This is a genomic window from Chryseobacterium lactis (genome assembly GCF_003815875.1).
GTDB lineage: Bacteria > Bacteroidota > Bacteroidia > Flavobacteriales > Weeksellaceae > Chryseobacterium > Chryseobacterium lactis.
The window spans coordinates 3142036-3164408 of sequence record NZ_CP033924.1 but is presented as its reverse complement, the minus strand read 5'-3'; the positions used below and the strand labels follow the sequence as shown (position 1 = coordinate 3164408).

24 protein-coding genes are annotated in these 22373 nt (G+C 35.9%); 8 read left to right on the top strand and 16 right to left on the bottom strand.

Annotated features, from left to right (window positions below):
- The first annotated feature begins 5 nt into the window (after positions 1 to 5).
- From EG342_RS14015 to EG342_RS14005, 3 genes are all read left to right on the top strand, one after another.
- Positions 6 to 440 carry a MarR family winged helix-turn-helix transcriptional regulator gene (locus tag EG342_RS14015; protein ID WP_103292973.1) on the top strand — a complete coding sequence of 145 codons (435 nt, stop codon included), beginning with the start codon at positions 6 to 8 and terminating at the stop codon, positions 438 to 440.
- Entirely contained in the window at positions 440 to 865 is a 426-nt protein-coding gene (locus EG342_RS14010) for an organic hydroperoxide resistance protein (protein WP_103292974.1), read from the top strand. The genes EG342_RS14015 and EG342_RS14010 overlap by 1 nt, the downstream gene beginning before the upstream one ends.
- Positions 866 to 1073: 208 nt before the next feature.
- Positions 1074 to 1520 (top strand): hypothetical protein, encoded by a 447-nt coding sequence (locus tag EG342_RS14005; protein ID WP_103292975.1) that lies wholly within the window; start codon positions 1074 to 1076, stop codon positions 1518 to 1520.
- 176 nt (positions 1521 to 1696) lie between these two features.
- Here the strand turns inward: EG342_RS14005 and EG342_RS14000 are convergent, their stop codons facing one another.
- The 9 genes from EG342_RS14000 to EG342_RS13960 form a co-directional block, all read right to left on the bottom strand.
- Positions 1697 to 2326 (bottom strand): peptide deformylase, encoded by a 630-nt coding sequence (locus EG342_RS14000; protein ID WP_103292976.1) that lies wholly within the window; start codon positions 2324 to 2326, stop codon positions 1697 to 1699.
- Positions 2327 to 2578: 252 nt separating this feature from the next.
- Positions 2579 to 3451, bottom strand: coding sequence for a ChaN family lipoprotein (locus EG342_RS13995; protein WP_103292977.1), 873 nt, complete (start codon positions 3449 to 3451; stop codon positions 2579 to 2581).
- Between the two features lie 168 nt (positions 3452 to 3619).
- The gene (locus EG342_RS13990; RefSeq protein ID WP_103292978.1) at positions 3620 to 4648 is read right to left on the bottom strand and encodes a hemin-degrading factor; all 1029 of its coding nucleotides are present in this window, start codon (positions 4646 to 4648) and stop codon (positions 3620 to 3622) included.
- Between the two features lie 3 nt (positions 4649 to 4651).
- Complete coding sequence (locus EG342_RS13985) at positions 4652 to 5302, bottom strand: class I SAM-dependent methyltransferase (RefSeq protein WP_103292979.1); 651 nt, start codon at positions 5300 to 5302, stop codon at positions 4652 to 4654.
- 2 nt (positions 5303 to 5304) lie between these two features.
- Positions 5305 to 6078 carry a heme ABC transporter ATP-binding protein gene (locus tag EG342_RS13980; protein WP_103292980.1) on the bottom strand — a complete coding sequence of 258 codons (774 nt, stop codon included), beginning with the start codon at positions 6076 to 6078 and terminating at the stop codon, positions 5305 to 5307.
- Complete coding sequence (locus EG342_RS13975; protein ID WP_103292981.1) at positions 6078 to 7118, bottom strand: FecCD family ABC transporter permease; 1041 nt, start codon at positions 7116 to 7118, stop codon at positions 6078 to 6080. The genes EG342_RS13980 and EG342_RS13975 overlap by 1 nt, the downstream gene beginning before the upstream one ends.
- A complete protein-coding gene (locus EG342_RS13970) occupies positions 7102 to 7980 on the bottom strand; it encodes a heme/hemin ABC transporter substrate-binding protein (RefSeq protein WP_103292982.1) in 879 nt (292 codons plus the stop codon). Before EG342_RS13970 ends, EG342_RS13975 begins: the two co-directional genes overlap by 17 nt.
- 31 nt (positions 7981 to 8011) lie before the next feature.
- On the bottom strand, positions 8012 to 9127 hold the full coding sequence (locus EG342_RS13965) for an HmuY family protein (protein ID WP_246008624.1): 1116 nt from the start codon (positions 9125 to 9127) through the stop codon (positions 8012 to 8014).
- Positions 9128 to 9140: 13 nt separating this feature from the next.
- On the bottom strand, positions 9141 to 11249 hold the full coding sequence (locus EG342_RS13960) for a TonB-dependent receptor plug domain-containing protein (protein ID WP_103292984.1): 2109 nt from the start codon (positions 11247 to 11249) through the stop codon (positions 9141 to 9143).
- Positions 11250 to 11345: 96 nt separating this feature from the next.
- Between EG342_RS13960 and EG342_RS13955 the strand changes: the two genes are divergently transcribed.
- The gene (locus EG342_RS13955) at positions 11346 to 12152 is read left to right on the top strand and encodes a T9SS-dependent choice-of-anchor J family protein (RefSeq protein ID WP_103292985.1); all 807 of its coding nucleotides are present in this window, start codon (positions 11346 to 11348) and stop codon (positions 12150 to 12152) included.
- 183 nt (positions 12153 to 12335) lie between these two features.
- On the top strand, positions 12336 to 13628 hold the full coding sequence (locus EG342_RS13950) for a T9SS type A sorting domain-containing protein (protein ID WP_103292986.1): 1293 nt from the start codon (positions 12336 to 12338) through the stop codon (positions 13626 to 13628).
- Between the two features lie 137 nt (positions 13629 to 13765).
- Here the strand turns inward: EG342_RS13950 and EG342_RS13945 are convergent, their stop codons facing one another.
- The 3 genes from EG342_RS13945 to EG342_RS13935 all read right to left on the bottom strand — a co-directional run bounded on the left by EG342_RS13945 (position 13766) and on the right by EG342_RS13935 (position 15569).
- Positions 13766 to 14056 carry a putative quinol monooxygenase gene (locus EG342_RS13945; RefSeq protein WP_103292987.1) on the bottom strand — a complete coding sequence of 97 codons (291 nt, stop codon included), beginning with the start codon at positions 14054 to 14056 and terminating at the stop codon, positions 13766 to 13768.
- A gap of 88 nt (positions 14057 to 14144) precedes the next feature.
- Positions 14145 to 15032 (bottom strand): sulfite exporter TauE/SafE family protein, encoded by an 888-nt coding sequence (locus EG342_RS13940; protein WP_103292988.1) that lies wholly within the window; start codon positions 15030 to 15032, stop codon positions 14145 to 14147.
- 129 nt (positions 15033 to 15161) lie between these two features.
- Positions 15162 to 15569, bottom strand: coding sequence for an RrF2 family transcriptional regulator (locus EG342_RS13935; RefSeq protein ID WP_076353981.1), 408 nt, complete (start codon positions 15567 to 15569; stop codon positions 15162 to 15164).
- A gap of 139 nt (positions 15570 to 15708) precedes the next feature.
- On the opposite strand from EG342_RS13935, the gene EG342_RS13930 reads away from it, so the two are divergent.
- The 3 genes from EG342_RS13930 (at position 15709) to EG342_RS13920 (ending at position 17900) form a co-directional block, all read left to right on the top strand.
- On the top strand, positions 15709 to 16137 hold the full coding sequence (locus tag EG342_RS13930) for a DUF4268 domain-containing protein (RefSeq protein WP_103292989.1): 429 nt from the start codon (positions 15709 to 15711) through the stop codon (positions 16135 to 16137).
- A gap of 105 nt (positions 16138 to 16242) precedes the next feature.
- Entirely contained in the window at positions 16243 to 16881 is a 639-nt protein-coding gene (locus tag EG342_RS13925; RefSeq protein WP_103292990.1) for a hypothetical protein, read from the top strand.
- A gap of 254 nt (positions 16882 to 17135) precedes the next feature.
- Positions 17136 to 17900, top strand: coding sequence for a T9SS type A sorting domain-containing protein (locus EG342_RS13920; RefSeq protein WP_103292991.1), 765 nt, complete (start codon positions 17136 to 17138; stop codon positions 17898 to 17900).
- A 58-nt stretch (positions 17901 to 17958) separates the two neighbouring features.
- Here the strand turns inward: EG342_RS13920 and gldG are convergent, their stop codons facing one another.
- The 4 genes from gldG to kbl form a co-directional block, all read right to left on the bottom strand.
- Positions 17959 to 19629: a gliding motility-associated ABC transporter substrate-binding protein GldG gene (gldG, locus tag EG342_RS13915; RefSeq protein WP_103292992.1), complete on the bottom strand. Its 1671-nt coding sequence runs from the start codon at positions 19627 to 19629 to the stop codon at positions 17959 to 17961.
- Between the two features lie 3 nt (positions 19630 to 19632).
- Positions 19633 to 20361: an ABC transporter permease gene (locus EG342_RS13910; RefSeq protein ID WP_103292993.1), complete on the bottom strand. Its 729-nt coding sequence runs from the start codon at positions 20359 to 20361 to the stop codon at positions 19633 to 19635.
- A 59-nt stretch (positions 20362 to 20420) separates the two neighbouring features.
- A complete protein-coding gene (locus tag EG342_RS13905; protein WP_103292994.1) occupies positions 20421 to 20972 on the bottom strand; it encodes a CopD family protein in 552 nt (183 codons plus the stop codon).
- Positions 20973 to 21142: 170 nt separating this feature from the next.
- Positions 21143 to 22339, bottom strand: coding sequence for a glycine C-acetyltransferase (gene kbl / locus EG342_RS13900; protein WP_103292995.1), 1197 nt, complete (start codon positions 22337 to 22339; stop codon positions 21143 to 21145).
- Positions 22340 to 22373: the final 34 nt, after the last annotated feature.

Here is a 22373-nt window from a genome sequence, read left to right as displayed (position 1 = left end):
AACTTATGGAAACTCCAAACACCCCCAAATTAGAAAACCAAATCTGCTTTCCTTTATATGTGATTGCCAAAGAGATTACCGGACTTTATCGTCCTTTTCTTGATGAGCTTGACATTACATATCCTCAATATCTCGTAATGATGGTATTGTGGCAAGGTGATGGATTGACTGTTAGCCATATCGGAGAAAAATTATTTCTCGATAGCGGAACTTTAACACCTCTTCTGAAAAGACTGGAATCTAAAGGGTTTATCGTGAGAAAACGAAAAAAAGAAGACGAAAGAGTTGTGGAAGTATTTTTAGCAGAAGCTGGCAAACAGCTGCAAAAAAAAGCATGCGAAATTCCGGGAAAGATCCAGAAAAAGATTGATATTCAACCGGAAGAATTGCTGCAACTTAAAGACATAGTACTAAAAATATTAAGCAAAATAGAAAAATAATGAAAACTTTATATACAACAAAAGTAACGGCAACAGGTGGAAGAAATGGTCATGTAAAAAGTGAAAACAATGTTCTTGATCTTGAAGTAAAAATGCCAAAAGCTTTGGGTGGCGCCAATGATGATTTTGCCAACCCTGAAATGCTTTTTGCAGCAGGATACTCAGCTTGTTTTGACAGTGCTCTGAACAGAGTGATAAGCTTGTCAAAAATAAAAACCGGGGAAACGACTGTTACTGCACAAATCAGCATCGGTCAAATCGAAAACGGAGGTTTTGGACTGGCAGCTGAACTGGATGTTAATATTCCCGGAGTTTCTATTGAGGAAGCGCAATCTTTAACAGAAAAAGCGCACCAGATTTGTCCTTATTCTAATGCTACAAGGAACAATATGGAGGTTAAACTTTCTGTAACCAACAACGATTAATCCAATTTTTTTAAGCATAGTTATAACGAAAGGAGCTGTTTTCGCAATGAAAACAGCTCCTTTTATGATTTTTAACCACAGATTTTCCCAGATGAACACAGATGATGATAGTCCTGAAAAAATTGAAAAAAATAAATACTAGTTTTGTAGAAAGCAGTTCAATAAACAACTACTAATAAGAAGCAGATAATCAAACCACTATGACACCATGGAAATAACCAAAGATATTATATATCAGGTCTATGCAGGAAAAAAATCACGAAAGATTATTGATCTGATACTTGCAACATTTATTCCTGATTATGAAAAGCTTAATCCAGACTATGCTTGTAAACCGAATGATCAGAATTACATTTTTAAAACAGAAGATGAAATGGTCAATTATTTCATTGGGAACACTGGAATTTCACAAACTTTTTATTGGAACAAATATCAGGACAATCCTTATCATATAATGGTTGGCGCAAATATTACCGATGACGATCAACTTATTATCAGTTTAACTATAGCTGGTAACGATGAAATTGGAGAAAAATATTTTAGTCAGCTTAAAGAAATATTGCAATCTAACATTGGTATAATCTCATACATTGATCCGGTAGAATATGAGAATGGAAAAGATTTTATTTCAAAATACAGCGGATCACATTTGTGATATTAGTGCAGATGTTAGTGTCATTTGTGTTTTCATTAAACGCAAAGACAATAAATGGCACTTCGAAATAGAGGAAGCAAAGAGATTAATCGATAAATCGATTTGATAAAGCTAAGATTATACAACCTTCATGGCATTGCTCATTGCTTATTACTCATTACTCATTACTCATATTTTTATCTTCTACTCAGGTCACTCTTCTGATATGCATCTACTTTTTTGTAAGAATCATTCTTTTCTTTTTCCTTTTTATCGGAGATCAGAATTCCGAAAAGATGGTCGATTTCATGCTGAAAGATAACAGCTGTAAACCCTTCCACAATTTCTGAATATTTCTGTCCTTTTAAATCCACATATTCCAACTGAATCACTTTGCTTCTGTAAAACTGATCTCTGAAATCAGGAATGGATAAATCTCCTTCCGGACCTAGGTTCTGTACATCGGATTTCCATGCAATCACCGGATTGATGAAATATTCTAGTGGTGTTCCTTCTTTATCAAAACGTTGTACCCAAATCACTTTTCTGTTGATGCCTACCTGGGGAGCCGCAATTCCTACTCCTCCATCTGTAGAAAGAAGTGATTCTTTCATTCTTTTTACCAAAACAGCAGTATTAGAATCTAACGGATCAATTTCTGTAGAAAAGCTCAGCAGTGTTTTATGCTGATGTGCATCTGTAGTCTGATAAATTGGCAAGGCAGAATTGATCTCTCCCTGATTGATTACCGAAAGCTCAGTTGGGGTTAGCTTTTGAGCATTGATTAATCCTATAAAAAAGATCAGCAGAACAGGTAGTTTTTTCATATTTTCTGAATGTGATACAAAGGTAAATATTGTCCTTTAAAAATGCTTCATATGTATGATTAATTCCGGTAAGGGTTTCAAATTATTATTTTAAGTTTGGGCTGAAGCCGTTGGAATTTTTAATATAAAAAAACGGGCTAAAGCCCGTTATTATTGAATTATAATGACTTTTATGAATATCAATCTCACATAAAAATCTGCCAGATCTGTTTAATCTGCGAGCTAAAAACTCACTGTTATAAACCTTAAAGATTAAAAAGTCTTTGTCATATCACTCGGAATGATCAGGTTAAAATCTGTCGGAACATAATCCTTTGCAGGAACTTTCAATTCCGGATCTTCGGATTCAAAAACGGAGATGACAGCCATTTTCAGGCTTGGATTTTTCTGCTTGATATACCAGTAAATCCCTCCGAATTCTTTGCTGTGGTAATTTCCGTTATAATGAATAAAAGTCTTTCCGGGCTGCCTATTTTTTAGAATAGATTCTGCCATGGTAGCATCTTTCGTTGCCTGTGCAGAAATAAAATTCATCACTTTGGTTCCTTCTGCATGATCTCCCATCATTGCCTTCATTTCCGTATAGCCGGGAGTGTCTAATGTTACTTTAATAGGCAGCTGAGCAATATATGTTTTTTCTTTATCACTTAGCTTATTTAAAGATTCCAGTCCTTCTTTTGCAGTCTGGGAGGCATATTTTCTTGGAATATTGGTCGCAATAAAATTCAGTTTTTTGTTTTTGGCAAAATCAACCAAAGGCTTATAATCTGTTGCATAATTATTCCATAAACGTGCTGAATCTTTCAGGGTTTTGGCATCAAATTTCCCATTTAAATATTGGTTCAGCTGAGATTGATTATCTCTTTCAAACATTTCTGCTCCTAAAATAAGCTGTCCGTTCTTTTTTTGATATAAAGCTTCTGTAATTTTTAATTGGAGCCAGTGATTCACCGAGCTGTTATGATTTTCTCCAAAGAAGACCACATCATAATCTGCCAGCTCTTTAACTATTTTATCTGTCTGTATCTCCTTCCCTTTTTTATCATAAAACTGATATGCTTTAAAGTCCTGTGCCTGTAATGAACAAAAACCGGTAAGCAAAATCATTATGAGAATATTCTTCATTTTTTATCTATTATTTAAATTAACCACAAATTACACAAATATCTTAGCACAACTATCACTGGTACACCAAATTCTCTTATTTGTCAATTTGTATTTTCATCTTTTTACCATAAAAAAGACCGCTTTGAATTTTACAAACAAAACGGTCTTATTCAAATCATCTAATTATTATTTCTCTAATGTTGCCACAAGATCTTTCCATTCCTGAAGCTCCGGAATTCCAGGTTTTCTTTTACCGAAAAACTGAACGATAAAGTCTCCTTCTTTGTTGAATACTTCAATAGCTGTTACCTCTCCATCCTCAGTTGGCTTTTTAACGATCCATGCTTCTGCAATTTTCGTTACATCCAGATGCAGGTTGAAGTCCGGATCCATTACATTGAACCATTGCTGGTGCCAAAGTGTTTTCTTGATATTTCCTGTGTGAATCTGGATAATCCCTCTGTTTCCGACAAAAGCCATAATAGGAGTATTTTTTTCAGAAGCTTCTTCCAGCACATTCACTACTTTAGCATTATCAATTTTCTTTGTGAAACCTTCCGGAGCCAATCTTAAGGCCTGTGTTCTGCTTACTCCGAATTTTCTGGTCATCATAAAGAAATCATGAGTATCTTTTAATTCTGTCCATGCTTTTTTGAATCCCTCTGTATCGATTTCAGAATCTGCCTTTTCAGCTTGTTTTGGAGCTACCGCTTCAAATGTTAAAGTCTGATTCTGATCTTCTGCCTTGAATTTTGCCACAATTGCATCGAAAGCTTCTTCATTGCTGTTTTTAGTCAAATAGATTTTGTGAAGTGCTAAACCGTCTTTTCCAAAAAACTGTAAGCTTTTCTTATCTCCTTCTACTACTGCAAAAGCAAATTTCCAGTGATTAAGGAAAATTCTAAGGTCAATATCTTCGCCTACAAAAAGCTGTGCATGAGGGCTTGAGAAATCACCATTCTGGTAAACTCCTTTTCTTTCATGAACACATTCATCATTACGGGTAAGAGCCATTACTTTTCCTAATTGCTCAGCCTCAGTAAGGATACCAGGAAAATCCGGGTTCAGGACAGTTACTCCTTCACCGATACTGGTTGCTAATAATTCTGCTTCGCTCACTTCTAATTGTGCCGCTGCATTTCTTATTCTGATATGTGGATTTTCTGCTTTCAGAGCTTCCCATTTTTCCTTTAAATCATTAACTAATGTGCTCATTACTTATTTTTTTATGGTTAAAATTGTATAAATTCTTTGTATTGTTTCTTCTCCCGTTTTACTTTTTATTTCTTCTTCCTTTTCAGAAGTTTTCATCCTTTTGAATTGACTTTTGGAAATCAGTTCCTCCATTTCATTATTGTTGTACAAGGTAAAATCGTAAGCTGTAAAGGGCAATTTCTCCATGAAATCGCGCTGTCCGAAAGTAAGAACAAAGGTTCCGTCATCTTTCAGTACTCTGTAGATCTCATTTAAAAACTCAACCGGATTTTCCCAGAAGTACACGGTATTAACAGTGAAAATCTTATCAAAAATCCGGTCTTCAAAAGGAAGCTTCTTACCTTCATACAACACAAAATCTGCGTGATTTTCAAATTCTTTATTTAATTTTCTGGCTTCGTTGTGCATCGTTTCAGAAATATCAATCCCTGTATAGCTCAGATTTTTGGCCAGCTTGAAAATACTTTTCAGGTGACCTGCATTTCCGTGTCCTATTTCAAGGATATTCTCATGATCTTCTATCACAAGTGCTTTGATGCTCTCCAACGTCATACTGATGTTGGTGGCATTCATCATTTCACCTATTTCTACCCCTTTTTCTCCCTGAGGATTAGCGAGGTTTTGAGCGAGGATTTTTAATTCTTCTTTTTCCATGGTTATCCAAAAATGATCATTGGGTTATTGGTAATAGGGTGGTCGCAAATGGTACAGGGAAAATTATAAGCTTTGCTAATCGTTTCTGCCGTAAAAACTTCCTGTGGTGTGCCATATGAAAAAACTTTCCCTGATTTCATCAATAAAATCTTATCGGCAAATTGTGCAGCAAGGTTCAGATCATGTAAAACAACAATAGCACTATTGGCTTTTTTGGTGAAATTTTTGATAATTTCCAAAGCTTTATATTGATGTTTTATATCCAGATTATTCAAAGGTTCATCCAGAAAAACCAGCTTATGGGCAATTTCATTCTGCAATTGAGCCATTACTCTTGACAGATGCACTCTCTGTTTTTCACCTCCGGATAATGTATTATAATCTCTTTCTTTAAGATGAAAAATATCTGTTTCATACATCATATTATTCATCGCTTCAAGATCTTCTTTACCGGGTTGAGCATCAAAATAAGGATATCTCCCCATCATCACTACATCTTTAACCTGTAAAGGGATTTCATTGGAATTATGCTGAGAAAACTTGGATTTGTGCCTGGATAACTCCTTTACTTCCCAATCTGCGATAGGTTTATCTTTAAATATAATTTTTGGTTTTCCCTCTTTCACTTCATTAGCCAAAACACTTAAAAGGCTCGATTTACCTGCTCCGTTGGGACCAACGATTGCTAAAAATTCGCCGTAACCCAAAGAGACATCAACACTATCAAGAATTTTAAAGTCCTTGTGAAGATAATTAATCTGATGTGCTTTTATCATTACAAAGATTTCTTAAATTTAATTAAAATAGCAATAAAAATCGGCCCTCCAATAAGAGAGGTTAAAATACCAATTGGCAATTCTGATGGTGCTACAATACTTCTGCTGATGGTATCGGCAATCAAAAGTAAAATACTTCCCAGCACGGCAGATAGTGGCAATATGAAAACATAATTCGATTTAAATAAAAGCCTTAAAATATAAGGTACAATAAGCCCTACAAAACCAATCGTCCCCGAAAATGCCACACAGGTTCCTATCATTAAAGAAGTAATAATGACGATCTGCTTCTTCAATCTTTCCACATTAATTCCCAGATGTTGTGCGTCTCTCTCTCCCAGCATCATTGCGTTCAAAGCCTTTCCTTTCGGAAGTAAAATGGCATAAGAGATGATAATCACAAATGTTAAAACAATATTTTTCGTCCATGTTGCTGCAGCTAAGCTTCCCATATTCCAGAATGAAAGGTCTCTTAACTGCTCATCTTTAGAAAGATAAATAAGAAAACCTGTAATGGAAAAGCCTATTGAGGTAATAGCTACACCGCTTAACAACATCATGACCACATTTGTTTTGCCCGCACTGGTAGAAATTCTGTACACCAGCATCATCGCCAGCAAAGCCCCTAAAAAAGCTGAAATACCTACCAGTGAAAACTGTACGATTTCAGGAAGATACTGTTTAAAATGTCCTCCCAAAACAATCGCAAATGCTGCAAGTAATGTAGCTCCCGATGTCAGACCTATTGCTTCTCCTGTAGCTAAAGGATTTTTAAATAATCCCTGTAGTGTTGTCCCGGAAACGGCAAGCATACTTCCGATCAAAATGGTCATAATAATTCGGGAAGTTCTTACATCCCAGATTACATATTTATCACTTAGCGACAAGCTTGGATCTCCCTGAATATATTTACTTAAAACCCTGAACGGCGACTCTCCGTTAAAATCATAGACGCCGATATAAAGTGCCACAATTGCCAGGATACCCAGCACTATGGCACTTATTATAAGATAAAAGTATAGTTTACTTTGTGTTTTCAATTAAAAGTTTATTTAATCCTACTGCTGCTTCTCCTAATCTCGGTCCGAAACCTGAGATTAAACCTCCATCCATTGCGATGATTTTCTTATTTTTCCCTGCATTGGTTTGGGAAACCCCCGGCATCTTAAGAGCACCTTCGTTTCCTCCTGCTCCCTGCAATCCTGTTTCAAAGAAAAACAATACATCAGGATTAGCTTTTACAACCGCTTCCGGAGTTAATGGCTTGAAGTCTTCGAAATCATTCACTGCATTTTCTCCACCGGCAAGTTCAATAATGGAAGCCATCGGAGTATTTTTTCCAGAAACCATCAGCATATTTCCTCTGGCATAGATGAATAATACTTTTGGCTTTTTAGCAATGGGCTGCACTTGTTTTAAATCGGCATCGATTTTATCATTTAATTTCTGATAATCTGTATTTCCGATAGCTTTTGCAACGTCAGCAATTAGTTTTTTAGTTCCTTCAACGGTATATTCCTGTTTGAAAACCTCGGTTTTAATACCTGAAGATTTGATTTTCCCTAATAATTCAGGATTAATATCTTTATCAGAAGCAAGAATCAAGGTAGGGCTAACGGCCATAATCGGTTCAATGGTCATTGATCTTACGTGTCCAAGATCCTTAGCCGTAGTTTTTAAGCTAGCAGGATAAGTACTTGTAACGTCAGTTCCCACGATTTCTTTTTCGTGACCTAAAGCACTTACGATTTCTGTAATACCCCCACTTAATGTTACAATTTTATTATTGGTTTTGGGAGCTTCAGAAGTGGCTTCCGTTGTATTTTCTTTTGCTGAGCCTTCCGCTTTTTTGCAAGAATATACCGCTACCAGAACAGAGGCTGCAAGGATGAATTTTTTCATGATACTATTATTTGATTATTTGTAATGATTATTATAAAGGTTCAAATTCAAAATTGGAATAACCACGGTTTCCTTTTTCATCCTTCATTCTATTAAACCTCAGCTTAAAGTAAAAACCTTCCGCATCTTTTAATACAAAAAAGCGGTCTGAATATACAAATGGGATAGGATTTGCCGGAGTTCCGGTTGTTGTTCTCCATTTATCACCAATCGCCCGGTGGTCGTTGAAAACGAATTTAGTGGCATCAACATCCTTTAATTTAAAAGCATTGTAAGCCTGATCCAGACTTCCTGTAACATTTACCTGATATGCTCCCACGCCACTTAGCGTATTGGTCGTTATAAAATCAGCATAAAAATAGCTTCCTGCACTGTTCGTAGGCGATATAAACACCTCGTTGGTAAATGTTGTAAATGCAAGATCCCAATTTTTCTTTTTAGGTTGAATTTTTATCGGTGAACCTGTTTTTAAGTTGAAGAATGAAAAATTATATTCTGTATCTTTCGTAATAACGTATTCTTTGATATTGGCAGCATCTGCATTCAGGTCTGCATAACGGATTTTGTAACCGTTCTGTGCTCTTAGAATCTGCATTTTTTTCCATCCTCTCGGGTCTCCGGACAATGAAACTGAACCCGCTCCGATATTAGATGAAGAAGGTATTTCTCTTCCCAAATTAACCAGGTAAATAGGATTTTCTGCGTCATTTTCCTTTATGGCAGCAATTCCCGATGTCTGAGTTAAAAAATTACCATTCGGATTATCGATATACTTCATATTTTCAGCATCAAATGTTCCCACCTGAGCAATGTCTTTCAGATTTTGTACATCTGCTTCCTTTACTTTACTGATATCTGTAGCATTGGGTATTTTAATCACGGTCATTGCCAGGGAGCCATTCATAATTACTCTGAATTCTTCTCCTGTATAGAAACCAAGATCCCAATCGGTTCTTTTGTTGATGCTTCTGTTTTGATAGTCGCTTAGATCAATCCACACCTGGTTAGGTTCTGTAGGTCCTCCCACTTCAACATTCACTTCAGATCCTGTCATCGGAGGAACTGACACCGGATCCTCGTCAGCAGAAAGACAAGACTGAGTGGCAACCATAACGGAAAGAATAGAAAATATTTTTAAATACTTCATAATAGTAGCTTATTTAAAATTGAAACATTAATCGGGCAAAATAACTTCTGCCATAATATAAATTCACGGTACCTGATGCTCCGTTATGAGCTGAAGTTGCCGTAGCGCTTGAGTTTAATCTGGTCACATCAAATATATTTTTCACTCCGGCAGCAATTTCAAAATGATTGTTCCAGAAAGGTTGGCTTACGATGAAGTCCATCATATGGAAGCTGTCTACTTTTCCAAGGCGGAAGCCGTTAGTACCATCTGCTACATAAATTCTATCCGGTCCTGTAAACTTGTAGTAGAGTGAAAAATTGGTATCTGTATTTTTAAGTTTGTAAGTTGCCGAAGCTCCTGCCTGTACCAGATACTGGAAGTCTGTAGGTGAAGAAGAATTTAAAGTATTCATGGATACAGAAGTTCCGTTTACAGATCCCCTGAGAGATAATGCAAACTGATCTTTTCTAAAATCTACATTGGCAGATAGCAACATATTCCTGTACTTATTGATATTCATATATTTATAAGTAGAAGGTTCCTTTATCACCACCATGTCTATCCGATCTTTTACGTCAAGATATAAAGCATCTATATTATAAGCGATTCTCCAACCGTTGGTTCCTACGTTAAAATTCTGATCCCAGAATAATCCTGCAGAGAAACCTTTCTCCGGTTTTAAATCCGGATTTCCCTGTACATCGTGATTAAGGTTAACAAAATAAGTATAGAGCTCGTCGTATTTTGGGAATCGGTTTGCCGTTCCGACAACGGTTCTGAGGTTTGAATTTTCTGAAGTTTTATATCTTGCAGAAACAGAGTAATTATATTGATCATTAAAGTTTTCGCTCAGGGAAAGTCGTACTCCCGGTCTCACGGAAAGCTTATCTGAAATATTCCATTCGGCAGAAAGGAAATTGGAGTAGGTGAAAATCTTTCTTTTCACAGCTTCTCCGAAGAAATCACCGGCGATCAGAGCGGCATAACCATTGGTATAATCTAATTCATATCCTAACTGGAAATCAAAAGTTTTGTTGTCCAGGAAATTACTGAACATCCCTCTTGAATAAATTACATCTGTTTTATAATAAGATTTCTCTTCTTGTTTGCTTTTTGTATTTCTGTTGGGGATATCATAGTTGTAATCAAAGTATTTTCTATCCTGATTCTGGTATGAAAAATCTCCCATATAACGGACATGTCCGAAGTTGGTCTGAATATTAAACTGATGAATCCAACGATTGGTATTATACTCACGATCCCTGCTTTCGTAGGCAACTCCACCCATTCCGTCATTAAGCGGATTTCTGCTTACTTCAGGATTGTAGAAATTGAAATTTTCGTACAGGTAAGACAATTTATAGTAAAACGTTGTTTTATTTTTCGTGTATCGAACTAATGCTGAAGTATCAAACTGGTCTTTCGGATTCCATTCGTACCCTCTTTTATTATCTTGTCCGAAATATTTATATCCTTTGCTCTCGCCCTCATAGCCCATAAACTGGTTATGATTAAAACTGATATTGGCAAACCAGTTGTTGTCGATATTATAATCTACATTTAGATTTTGGATGTGTCTTCCCTTTCCTCTCTTTTTAAGATCATAATTATCTCTTACGGTTTCTTCCTGAAGGCTACCTCGTACACTTATTTTCTTAGAAGTATTTTTTCTTGTAATAATATTGATAACACCGGCTACGGCTCCGTTACCATACTCCACTCCCATACTTCCTTTTACAATTTCTATTCTTTCGATATTGTTTAAAGAAATTTTGGTAAGGTCAATATTACTTCCTAATCCTGTGTCTCCTACTACCGGAATATTATCAATAAGGATTTTTACATAATTCCCGTCAAGTCCCATGATATTAGCGGTTGAATTTCCCGATCGGGTATCTGGCGTAACCTGAATATTAAGGCTTTGATTCAAAACATCTGCTACGTTGGTAGCTGCCATGTTTTTGATCTGCTGGGCATCAATGACATCAACTTTATAGATGGATTTATTAACTGACTGTTGAGTATACTGTCCTGTAATGACAACTTCTTCAATTTTCTTTTGACTAAGAGAATCCTTTTCTTGTGCATTCATCCAGAAAGCCACGGATAATGATAGAACGGAAAGCACTTTCTTCTTCATAGGAGGTACAAATTTTCGACAAATATAAAACTTTATTTAGAATCATTAAAAATAAATGTATATTTTTGTGGAATAATTCTAAATAAAAATAAAGTTATGAAACTAAAACTATTCTTTGGAGCTTTACTTTTTACAGCTTTCACTGCGAATGCTCAGGTTGCGAGCATTAATGAAAATTTTGATAACTTCACTGCAGGAAATACTACGTTTCCTCAGTTTGGATGGTCTGCTATTGTAGCCCCTATAACCGGAGAGTTTCCTCCTGTTCCTCCAAGAATGATTGTTGCAGGAGATTCTAACAGATTTATACAGTCTTATGCAGGTAATAACGCCAGTAGTTCTTCATATCTGATCACTCCGCAGATTGAAACTCCAACTGGAAACAAAACATTAACGTTTGATACAACACTGGTATCACCGTCTCCTGGCCCTGGTAACATTCAGATTGGAGTAGCATCAAATCCTTCGGACATGTCTACATTTGTTCCTGTTGGAAGTCCTATTACTGTAGCTACTATCGGAACAATTCAAAACATAAGCGTAGATATCCCTTCTTCCACAGGTTCTTATCTTGTTTTTAAATTTACCCCTACTGCAACGCACGTTGCCATCCAGATTGATAATGTACAATATAAGACAACGGCTTCATTAGGCGTTACAGATTCCCGCAAATCAGCAGATCAGATAAAATTCGCCATCAATGCCAACCAAACTGCTTTGACATTTGTAGCGAAAAAAGATCCTAAAGCAATTCAAGTATATTCTGCTTCAGGACAAAAAGTAGCTGAAGGTAAATTAAACGGGCAGCAATTTGACATCAGTTCTCTTCAGACAGGGGTTTATTTTTTGAATATTGAAACTACGGATGGCAAAACCGTTCAATCAAAATTCGTTAAAAAATAAGATACATCAGACTTTTATTTATATACAAAAAGCCGGTAGGTCCTTTCCTATCGGCTTTTTATATTGTATTAATCGTGATTTTAATTTATAAACACGATAAAAATCATGTTTTTATTTAGAATGATTAAAAATAATTATATACTTTTGTAGAACAATTCTAAATAAGGATCTAAAAAATAATTTATGAAAACAAAACTATTATTGGCTTCAATGCTTGCTCTTACCGTTCAACAGACCGTTATTGCGCAAACAGATGCATTAGGATACACGCAGGTGAACATGTCGATGGGATCAGGATACCAAAACCGTGTATTTGTTAACATGGCAGATGGAAATATGATTTCACAGCCTGCCAATACATGGGATGTTGCATTCTTCAGAAATTCAAATTACTCAACAGGAACAAGAATTAACGATGCGAAAGATATTGAAGTGTATACTGCATCGACAAATTTAGCAGACTGGGATAATATCAGCATCAGCAATGAAGCATCATGGGGAGAACCTCTTTACAATCCTGACCAGACAACAGACTGGACGCAGGGAGCTTTTGAACAGGGACCTGTCACTTCGCCTAATCCTAATCTTCCTTCTACAGGATGGGGAACTTATAATGGGCTAACACACCATGTGGACGGAAAAGCGATTTTTGTTTTGAAATACGCTAATGGGACGTACGTTAAATTTGCAATCCAGGATGCGTTTGCAGGATATACTTTTAAATATTCAAAATGGAATGGTACAACATGGGATCCAACGGAAACCAGAACGATAGCTAACGGAAGTGATGATTCTTTCTTTAACTATTTTTCATTTGACACCGGAGCAAAAGTTCCTAACCTGGAACCCTCAAAAACAGCATGGGATCTAATGTTCACCAAATACTACACTTTCTATATGGGCCTTCAGATGTATCCTCTGTCGGGAGCAATCCAAAGTCCGAACATCAAAGTAGCAATGGTACAGCCTGAAACTCAGGAAACGGCTAGTAGCTCAGTACCTGCCAGTACAGCATTTTCATCCAATATTACTACAATTGGTCATTCATGGAAAGGTATCGGAACTGTTAAAAATGATGTAGTTTATTACATTAAAAAAGGAAATGACTATTACAGAATGTACTTTACAACCAATGGTGGAGCAACGACTGGAAATATGTACTTCAAATACAAAAAAATTACTGAAACTTTGGGAACTACTGAAGTTGGCAAAAAGGCATCATTTGGTATTTATCCTAACCCGACAACAGCTGACAAAAAGGTTACTGTTCTTTTCGATATTAAAGAGAAAACAGGCAACAAAGGCAGTGTAGAAGTCTACGATCTTACCGGGAAAAAGGTATATACGGCAGAACTAACCAATCAGGCAGGTTTCTACAAGCAGGATATGAATTTATCTCATCTTTCTGCAGGAAACTATCTGGTAAAAATTACTTACGGAGGCAATACGGAAACGAAAAAGCTTATCGTAAAATAAAAAACTTTTATTTTAATACTTTCTATTTTTTCTAATAAAAAGGCGGTTTCAAATATTGAAATCGCCTTTTATAATTTTTAAATGAGAGAGATATTCAGAGATCACTGATTTTATCCATCCATTAATTTCTTAATTCATTAGTATATTTTAAACCCTTTATACACTTCTGTGGAACTTTCCATCATTCTGGAAGAATCTCTTCGGAAGTCCAGCAAGTGATCCTGCCCGATATGTCTGTTGTGATGCTCTACACTTTCCCATAATTCAATCAGGAAAAAAGTACCTTTATTATCTTTATCTTCAATAAGATCATATTGCAGGCAACCTTCTTCTTTTCTGGTCTCTTTCACAAGGTTCTGGAACAGCTCTACCGCATCCATCAAATAATTTTCATTAAACTTAAAAAGTGCAATGATATGTAAATTCATGTTTCAATATTTAATGATGTAAAAGTAAAATATTTTCAAATCCGAATATATTTTTTGATCTTTTATTTTCAAACGTTCCCGATATTTTTTAATTGAATACTGATTTATAAATAGTTATACAACTCATTATAATCACCAGCGAACCTATCACAACAAACATTTTCTTCACCGGAAGCTTAGCGGTAAGCATCGCTGAAAACGGGGCTGTAATAATTCCTCCGATTAAGAGTCCTAAAATAATGTTCCAGTGCTGGATTCCCAGGGTTAAGAAAAAAGTAACGGCAGCAGTTATCGTCAGAATAAATTTGGCAACGGTAGAACTTCCCACTGCAAATCTTGGGGTAAAAGCATTTTTGATGAGGGTACCGGTTACCAAAGGACCCCAGCCTCCTCCGGCAAAAGAATCTATAAAACCACCAATGACAGCCAGTCTTGTCAGATTCGTTTTTCTTTTCAATGCTTTACTTTGTTTTTCTTTAAAAGCATTGGATAAAATCTGAAATCCCAGATAAAGGGTATAAAAAGCAATGATTGTTTTGGTTATCTTGGCATAGTATTCTCCAAAGTAGGTAAGGCTTACTGCACCAATAACAGCACCAATGACAGCAGGAATAGCGAGCTTTTTAACTAAGCTTTTACTCACATTTTTCAGTTGGATGTGGCTTAGACTTCCAGCAGCTGTAGTAAAGCTTTCTGCGGAATGTATACTGGCACTTACAATATGCGGCGGGATATTAAGAAACATAAGTGTTGTAGTACAGATTACGCCATACCCCATTCCCATTGATCCGGCTACAATTTCTGCGAATACTCCCACAAGAAGCATCCAGTAAAAAATATAATTGTCTTTTGCGAGGATGTTGAGCAGCTCATCAAGATAGCCCAATTCATACATGGAAAACCCTGCAATTCCCAAAACTGCGATGGTTACAAAAAGTACATTAAGTCTTACCTGAATTTTTCTTGAAATTACCATATCTATCGTTTCGGTGTATTTGTGTCTTCGTTTGAAATCATCATGTATTGATTTGAAGTGGTACAAATATCAGATAAAATAATTATCCTACCAAACAAGTAGACTAATAATTCAAAAAAAAGGATCGGGTTAATCAACCAAATCCATTAAAGTTTTTTTCTCCAGAATATTCAGGGAAGCATCGCGAACCTCGATCAATACATCATGCAGACCACAATGATCTTCATTACAGTCTTCACATTTTTCATAAAAGTTGAGACTTACGCAAGGAAGCATTGCAATAGGACCGTTAACAAGGCGGATAATTTTGGCCAGTTTTACATTTTCCGGATTTTCTTTTAAAAAGTATCCTCCCCCTTTTCCTTTTTTACTGTCCAGGATCTCCGCTTTTTTAAGCTCAAGAAGAATATTTTCTAAAAACTTTAAAGGAATCTTTTTATGTTCCGCAATTTCAGAAATAAGAATGGGCCCTTCATTTCTCTTTTCTACAAGATATGAAAGTGCCTTAAACGCATATTGAGATTTTTTTGAAAGCATTACGACAAAAATAAGAAAATAGTTTCACATGTTTAAATGAAAAGGCAAAATAGCAAAATGATGGATAAACCCATTTGCAAATTTGTCCTTTTGCAGCCTTAACCTTGCCTTTCTCCTATTAAATTGCTATGTTTGTCATATGTTCAGTAAACAAGAAGCCCAACAATTAAAAAAAGAATTTTGGACAGCTTTTGGAAAATCGTTTCCGAGAAAATGGATCCTGTATGATACTAAAGTAAAGGATCTGTCATTTAAATTTACCGCCGATAATAAAAAAGCAGAAGTTTCTCTCGATATCGAAATGAAGGATGAACTCTTTCGAAATGCCTATTACGAAAAGGTTTGGTCTTTAGAGGACATGTTAAAAGAGGAAATCGGAGATTTTTATAAAGAGGAATATTTTACACTTGATAACGGCAAGGTAATCAGTAGGATTTGGGTGGAAAAACATGGAGTTTCTATTTTTAACAAAAATTCTTGGCAAGAAATTTTTGAATTCTTTGTTGAAAAAATGAATGGATTTGAACGTTTTTACTACGAGTATGAGGATTTTATAAAGGATATATAAAATACTTACGAAATAAATACCGTTTTCAATGTCTCGTTATGATAAAAAAGAAACTTATATTTGTTCACCACTTAAACTAATAGATGAAACTAAACATGACTAAAAATGAGAAAAGTGTACAAAAACATTTTTGGAGAAGTTATCTCCAAAAGCAATGCTGCGAAGCTAAATGAATATCATCTTTATTATTATGAAGAAGGTTCAGATTTTCTAAAAGAGGTTGAGTTCATCAACGAGGATAGTGTGTATAATATCAACTATTTCCTTAATGAAGAAGAAAATGAAGATCAGGTTCTTGAATATCTGAAAGAAAAATCAGATTTTTTTGATATTGAAAAAAGAGAAACTACTGACGGAATTACAATTTCTACCAATAAATTGTATTCTTTATCAGTTGACGAACTGCCATTAATTTCCAAGACCGTTTTTAAAACAGACGATCTTGAAAACTTTATCTGTTCTCAGGTAATCGATAACGAAACCGGAAAACCCCAATTGGAAAAAACGGTGAAATGCTGGTATACAACAGACGGAAACGGTGAAAAGTATGCTGCCATAGAATTCAGCTACGAGGATGACGGGAAACTTGAGCTCGCTGTAGACAAAACATCTGATCCTGAGAATGAAGAAAACTGGTCGCACTATGATTATGACACCTTCCAGGATCTTCAGGATAAAATAGAGACTGATATCACTTACTACAAAACAGCGGCTTTATTGCCTAAGGAGACGTATCAGGTATAATTTTCCTGTAAACATTTATTAAATCAAATTGTTATTGGAGAGCTAGTTTATCAAAATAATAACGAAAATAAAAAAAGAGAAGCATACACTGTTTCTCTTTTTTTGCCTGTAAATTCAGGAACATACTCATTAATTAGTATAAAGCTTCCCAATTATTTCTTATTTTTGCACCAATTAAAAACATGAAAAAATCTGACATCCCTTCATAAGATGGGTCCGGATTAATTTTCAAAACATTATTTCAAACTTTAACCATGAAAAAAACATTATTTTCTATCGCTATGTTTGCGACAGGCCTTGTCTTTGGCCAGATCAATTTAATCCACACATTTCCGACTACTGAAGACGCTGCCATGTACATCAATGATACCCAGCTGGTGTATTGTACACAGCTGGATTATACCTCGGTGCTTAAAATCTACAATCAAAGTTACAACCTTCTGAAAACAGTTAACATCCCAGTACCAGCAGGGTATAACGGAGATATGCTTTTTATCAAAGATGAGAGTTATCAGATATCCAAAAACATTTTCAATACCAATGACAAGTTAGAGTTTATCGTGTATTTCAGAGCTCCCGGAACACAAGCCTCCAAATTACTTATTGTAGATGAAGATGCTGCTGTTGTTAAAGATTTCCCCGGTACTTACAGATCGGAATTCACGAAAATCTATCATGACCCGACAGACAACACCAATAAATTGAAACTGTTTAATGAGACTACACTGCAGACAGAAATTTATTCACTGCCGACTTCTACTCTCGGCAGTAAGGAAATTACGGATGCTTCTAAAAATAAATTAGTAGCCTTCCCTATCCCTGCCAAAACAACGCTGAAGATTACCAATCCGAAAAACAGTTCTAATAAAGTTGAAGTTTATGATACTACAGGAAAACTGGTTTTAAACAAATCATTTTCAAATCATGAGGAAGCTATCACATTGAACGTTGAAAGCTTAAACAGCGGGCTTTACTTTTATAAAATCGGCGAACTGAGTTCAAAGTTTATTAAGGAATAAGGCAACGTAAATTATATTACAATAAAAAAGAGAAGCTCCAGGGCTTCTCTTTTAGTTTTTATCCAAACTTCTTCTTTCTCAACCAGAAGAACAATCCTCCAATCAGACCGATAATGGCCAATGGAAGCAATAGGTTCAGCCACTGCCAATTGGCTTTTTCTTCGGTAATTCTATGTCTGTCGAGAAGTCTTTCTTCTATGTTTCGGTTTCTTAATTCCATCAGGTTGCTGTCGTCCAACAGATAGTCTAAAGCATTTCTCAGGAATTGTTCGTTTCCGAACTGCTCGTTGGTCAATAGGTCTACTCCCAGAGGAAGCGGTTTCCCTTTGATGACTTTATTTCGTCCTACGTCCCCGTCTGCAATCACGATCATCTTATTTTCCGGGCTTGATGTTTTGAATCCCGGGTAAGATTTTCTTTCAATTCTTGAAGCATATGCAGAATTGAACTTTCCTTCTAAAGATACCGCAAAGATTTTTGGAGTACTGGGTTTCTCCATTTGTCCAAGACTGTCTACACTTGATATCTCTTTTAAATCTACATAATTGGGAACCTGCTTCAGCAATGTTCTTTCACTGGATTCGAAAAGTACTTTAGTTTTGATATTTTTTCTTCCGCCCAACGTATCAATAGAAGTTGGGAATTCAAACTTGACAGGGTTGATATTTTTGGTAATCGGATTATTGTTCTCGGCAATTCCCAGCGGGTAATAAGGCCAAGGCAAACTTGTATATTGTGGATTTCCACTCACCTCACCTGTCACCAGTCTCAATAAAGCAAATTTCTTTACATCTTTTACCAATGCAGGATTAATTCTTATTCCGTAATTGAAAAAGAAATCTGTCATATTGATATCGATCGGGAAAGGCATTACCTTTTTGGATCTTGTCAGGGTATCCATTTCGGCATTTACCGCATCGATCATCCAAAGCGTTTTCCCACCGTTCATGATGTATTGGTCAAGAATAACTTTTTCATTATCAGTAAAAGCCTTTCTCGGTTTTGCAATCACCAAAGCACTCATCTGCTTTAATAATGGAACATCTTCTAAACTTAATTCAGTCTGATTTTTAGGAATAATGGGTCCTGCGTCATAATTTTCCATTGCCAGATGCACAAATCCCTGGAATTCATCAGGGCTCAGCTCATCCTGATTGACCAGAATTCCTATCTTTTTCTTTTTATTAGCAGCAATATTTTTGATGTTCGAAACCAGGTTATATTCCAATCCTTCAATAGATCTTGTAAGCTGCTGATCGGCATCAATACCGGCCTGCTGTACAACCAAAGGAATAGAAACCCCGTCATTATTATATTTTATAACAGCGTAAGGAAAAAGGGTAATCTGTGAGATCTTTCCATCTTTCACATCCGGAAGAATCGATGGCTGCATGCCCATTGCCATTAAAGTGTCCTGGGACATTTTGGTCTTAATCGGATCGATGAATTTAAAATCAATCTTCGGATTAATCTTTCTGAATTCCTCCAACATAAACTTCGTCTCACTCTGAAGCTGTTTAAAGCTTGCCGGAAAATCTCCTTCAAGATAAACTTCTACAGTCAACGGTTTTTTAACGGATTCCAATACTTTGATCGTATTGTCAGAAAGGGTATATCTTTTTTCTTTTGTTAAATCTAATCTGATTCCCGAATACACCAGGATAATTACCAAAGGAATAATAGCAAATAAGAAAATTCCCAGTGGTGATTTAGCATTAATCTTCTTCATACTCTACTTCTTTTTGTTAATAAAATGATTGGATAATACTAATGAAGCGCCGATCACAAGGATAAAATAGGCCACGTCTTTAAAATCAATAAGCCCTCTTGTAAAGCCTAAAAAGTGTTGATAGAAACCTATATTCTGAAGAATAAAATCGGCACCGCCTAATAACTTATAACTGGCCAGCTGTTCGATTCCAAAATACATAATAAAGCACATGAAAACGCCCATCAAATAAGCCATAATCTGATTCTGTGATAATGAAGAGGCTAAAATTCCAACTCCTGAAAATGCTGCAATTAAAATAATCAACCCTATATAACTTCCGAAAGTCATTCCCAGGTCAATATTCCCCTCCGGAACACCCAAAACATACACTGTATAAAGGTAGATCAGTGAAGGAATCAGGCATAAAACCCCTACAATCCATACAGAAAGAAATTTTCCTGTAATAAGATCTGAAACTTTCAAAGGTTGTGAAAATAGCCAGTTTAAAGTTCCTGTTTGTTGCTCTTCCGCAAAAGTCTTCATAGAAAGAGCCGGAATAATAAACATCAGCAGCCATGGAACTAAAACGAAATAGCTCTGCAGAGAGGCCATCCCGATCTCAAAAATATTAGAGTCGTTGTCGAAAAAGAACAGGAAGAGCGTTGCGATCAAACTGAAAGCCGCGATAATTACCCATGCGCTCCAGTTTCCGAAGTAACTCCAAAGTTCTTTCTTTAAAATTGCAATCATAGTTTTTTTATAAAATGTAAAAAGTATCCATGTATGAATCTATACACTCTACTTCACAATTATTTGTTTTTTTTATTTTTATTAACGAGTTTGACGGTCATCATAATCAGAAATACAAGAACGAAAAATCCTGTAATTAATTGCCACCAGTATTCAATTACCATTGATTTTAAGATCACAGTAAATACGACAAGAAACAAAATAAAGGTTGCAATTTCATTGGCCTGCCTTAGTTTGATATTGGCAGTTTGCAAAGTATTCCCGTTTAAAGCCTTTAGTTGAAGGACTTTCTTCCAACACCAGTAATGATAAATGGCAAGGCCAATAAGGAAAGTTAGTTTCAAGTGGAACCATCCCATTTTCATCAATCCCGGATTTAAAAAAATCATCACCAATCCACATACAGCCATAATTATTCCTGCCGGAACCGTAATGATATTCCACAGCCTTCTCGCCATGAAAGTATACTGCTCTCTCAGAATTTTCTTCTTCTCATCCGGAAATTCATCAGTATCCTTATAGTAAACAAAAATTCGTACGAGATAAAAAATTCCCGCAAAATAGCTTACCATAAAAATAATATGCAGCGCTTTGATTATTGTATAAAGCATTCAGAAAAAATTAACAGCAAAGATAAGCTTTTATATAATTTTTAAAAATAATTTTCTTTTAATCAGGAAAATATAATCAAACTGTTTGTATATAAAAAAATTGTTCGGCTCGGGGCAGCGAAGCTGCCCGAGCCGAACATTATATTTTCATGATTAAGATCAATTCAATCTTAAGAGATCACTCCCAGCTCTTTTCCAACTTTTTCAAAAGCAGCAATTGCTTTATCCAAGTGTTCTCTTGTATGAGCTGCAGATAATTGTACTCTGATTCTTGCTTTTCCTTTCGGTACTACAGGATAGAAGAATCCGATTACGTAGATTCCTTCATCCATCAACTTTTCGGCCATTTTCTGAGAAAGCGGCGCATCATAAAGCATTACCGGAACAATCGCTGCATCACCATCAGGAATATCAAAGCCTTTAGCCTTCATTTCTGTTCTGAAATAGTCTGCATTTTCCATTACCTGATCACGAAGAGTCGTATCATCAGAAATCATATCCAGAACTTTCAAAGCAGCACCTACAATTCCCGGAGCCAGTGAATTAGAGAATAAATAAGGTCTTGAACGTTGTCTCAGCATATCAATGATCTCTTTCTTACCGGAAGTAAATCCTCCCAAAGCACCCCCTAAAGCCTTTCCTAGAGTAGAAGTAATAATATCTACTCTACCCATTACTTCATTGGCTTCGTGAGTTCCACGACCTGTTTTTCCGATAAATCCTGTTGCGTGAGAATCATCAACCATTACCAATGCATTATACTTATCAGCTAGATCACATAATCCTTTTAAGTTCGCTACAATACCATCCATTGAAAAAACACCGTCTGTTACAATGATTTTGAAACGGTGATTCTTCTCAGAAGCAGCGATCAGCTGAGTTTCAAGATCAGCCATATCATTGTTTTTATAACGGTATCTTGCCGCTTTACAAAGACGTACTCCATCAATAATTGAGGCATGATTCAGTTCATCTGAAATAATAGCATCCTCTTCAGTAAACAAAGGTTCAAAAACACCTCCGTTGGCATCAAAAGCCGCAGCATAAAGAATCGTATCTTCAAGACCAAGGAAATCAGCGATCTTTTTCTCCAGTTCTTTGTGAATATCCTGTGTTCCACAGATAAAACGTACGGATGACATTCCATACCCGTGAGATTCAATCATATCCTGAGAAGCTTTCATCACTTCAGGATTGTTGGATAATCCCAGATAATTATTTGCGCAGAAGTTTAAAAGCTTTTTACCATTGGCCTCAATCTCGGCACTTTGTTGGGAAGTAATGATTCGTTCTCTTTTAAAAAGCCCGTCATTTTCAATATTTTGAAGTTCGTTCTGTAAATGTTGAAGGTATTTTTCAGAAATCATTTTTTGTAATTTTTTAGATGTGCTAATTTACTAA

Excerpts from the sequence above, each read along its gene's own strand:
- EG342_RS14015 (WP_103292973.1), top strand. The coding sequence starts at position 6 with ATGGAAACTCCAAACACCCCCAAATTAGAAAACCAAATCTGCTTTCCT.
- EG342_RS14010 (WP_103292974.1), top strand. The coding sequence starts at position 440 with ATGAAAACTTTATATACAACAAAAGTAACGGCAACAGGTGGAAGAAAT.
- EG342_RS14005 (WP_103292975.1), top strand. The coding sequence starts at position 1,074 with ATGGAAATAACCAAAGATATTATATATCAGGTCTATGCAGGAAAAAAA.
- EG342_RS14000 (WP_103292976.1), bottom strand. The coding sequence starts at position 2,326 with ATGAAAAAACTACCTGTTCTGCTGATCTTTTTTATAGGATTAATCAAT.
- EG342_RS13995 (WP_103292977.1), bottom strand. The coding sequence starts at position 3,451 with ATGAAGAATATTCTCATAATGATTTTGCTTACCGGTTTTTGTTCATTA.
- EG342_RS13990 (WP_103292978.1), bottom strand. The coding sequence starts at position 4,648 with ATGAGCACATTAGTTAATGATTTAAAGGAAAAATGGGAAGCTCTGAAA.
- EG342_RS13985 (WP_103292979.1), bottom strand. The coding sequence starts at position 5,302 with ATGGAAAAAGAAGAATTAAAAATCCTCGCTCAAAACCTCGCTAATCCT.
- EG342_RS13980 (WP_103292980.1), bottom strand. The coding sequence starts at position 6,078 with ATGATAAAAGCACATCAGATTAATTATCTTCACAAGGACTTTAAAATT.
- EG342_RS13970 (WP_103292982.1), bottom strand. The coding sequence starts at position 7,980 with ATGAAAAAATTCATCCTTGCAGCCTCTGTTCTGGTAGCGGTATATTCT.
- EG342_RS13965 (WP_246008624.1), bottom strand. The coding sequence starts at position 9,127 with ATGAAGTATTTAAAAATATTTTCTATTCTTTCCGTTATGGTTGCCACT.
- EG342_RS13960 (WP_103292984.1), bottom strand. The coding sequence starts at position 11,249 with ATGAAGAAGAAAGTGCTTTCCGTTCTATCATTATCCGTGGCTTTCTGG.
- EG342_RS13955 (WP_103292985.1), top strand. The coding sequence starts at position 11,346 with ATGAAACTAAAACTATTCTTTGGAGCTTTACTTTTTACAGCTTTCACT.
- EG342_RS13950 (WP_103292986.1), top strand. The coding sequence starts at position 12,336 with ATGAAAACAAAACTATTATTGGCTTCAATGCTTGCTCTTACCGTTCAA.
- EG342_RS13945 (WP_103292987.1), bottom strand. The coding sequence starts at position 14,056 with ATGAATTTACATATCATTGCACTTTTTAAGTTTAATGAAAATTATTTG.
- EG342_RS13940 (WP_103292988.1), bottom strand. The coding sequence starts at position 15,032 with ATGGTAATTTCAAGAAAAATTCAGGTAAGACTTAATGTACTTTTTGTA.
- EG342_RS13935 (WP_076353981.1), bottom strand. The coding sequence starts at position 15,569 with ATGCTTTCAAAAAAATCTCAATATGCGTTTAAGGCACTTTCATATCTT.
- EG342_RS13930 (WP_103292989.1), top strand. The coding sequence starts at position 15,709 with ATGTTCAGTAAACAAGAAGCCCAACAATTAAAAAAAGAATTTTGGACA.
- EG342_RS13925 (WP_103292990.1), top strand. The coding sequence starts at position 16,243 with ATGAGAAAAGTGTACAAAAACATTTTTGGAGAAGTTATCTCCAAAAGC.
- EG342_RS13920 (WP_103292991.1), top strand. The coding sequence starts at position 17,136 with ATGAAAAAAACATTATTTTCTATCGCTATGTTTGCGACAGGCCTTGTC.
- gldG (WP_103292992.1), bottom strand. The coding sequence starts at position 19,629 with ATGAAGAAGATTAATGCTAAATCACCACTGGGAATTTTCTTATTTGCT.
- EG342_RS13910 (WP_103292993.1), bottom strand. The coding sequence starts at position 20,361 with ATGATTGCAATTTTAAAGAAAGAACTTTGGAGTTACTTCGGAAACTGG.
- EG342_RS13905 (WP_103292994.1), bottom strand. The coding sequence starts at position 20,972 with ATGCTTTATACAATAATCAAAGCGCTGCATATTATTTTTATGGTAAGC.
- kbl (WP_103292995.1), bottom strand. The coding sequence starts at position 22,339 with ATGATTTCTGAAAAATACCTTCAACATTTACAGAACGAACTTCAAAAT.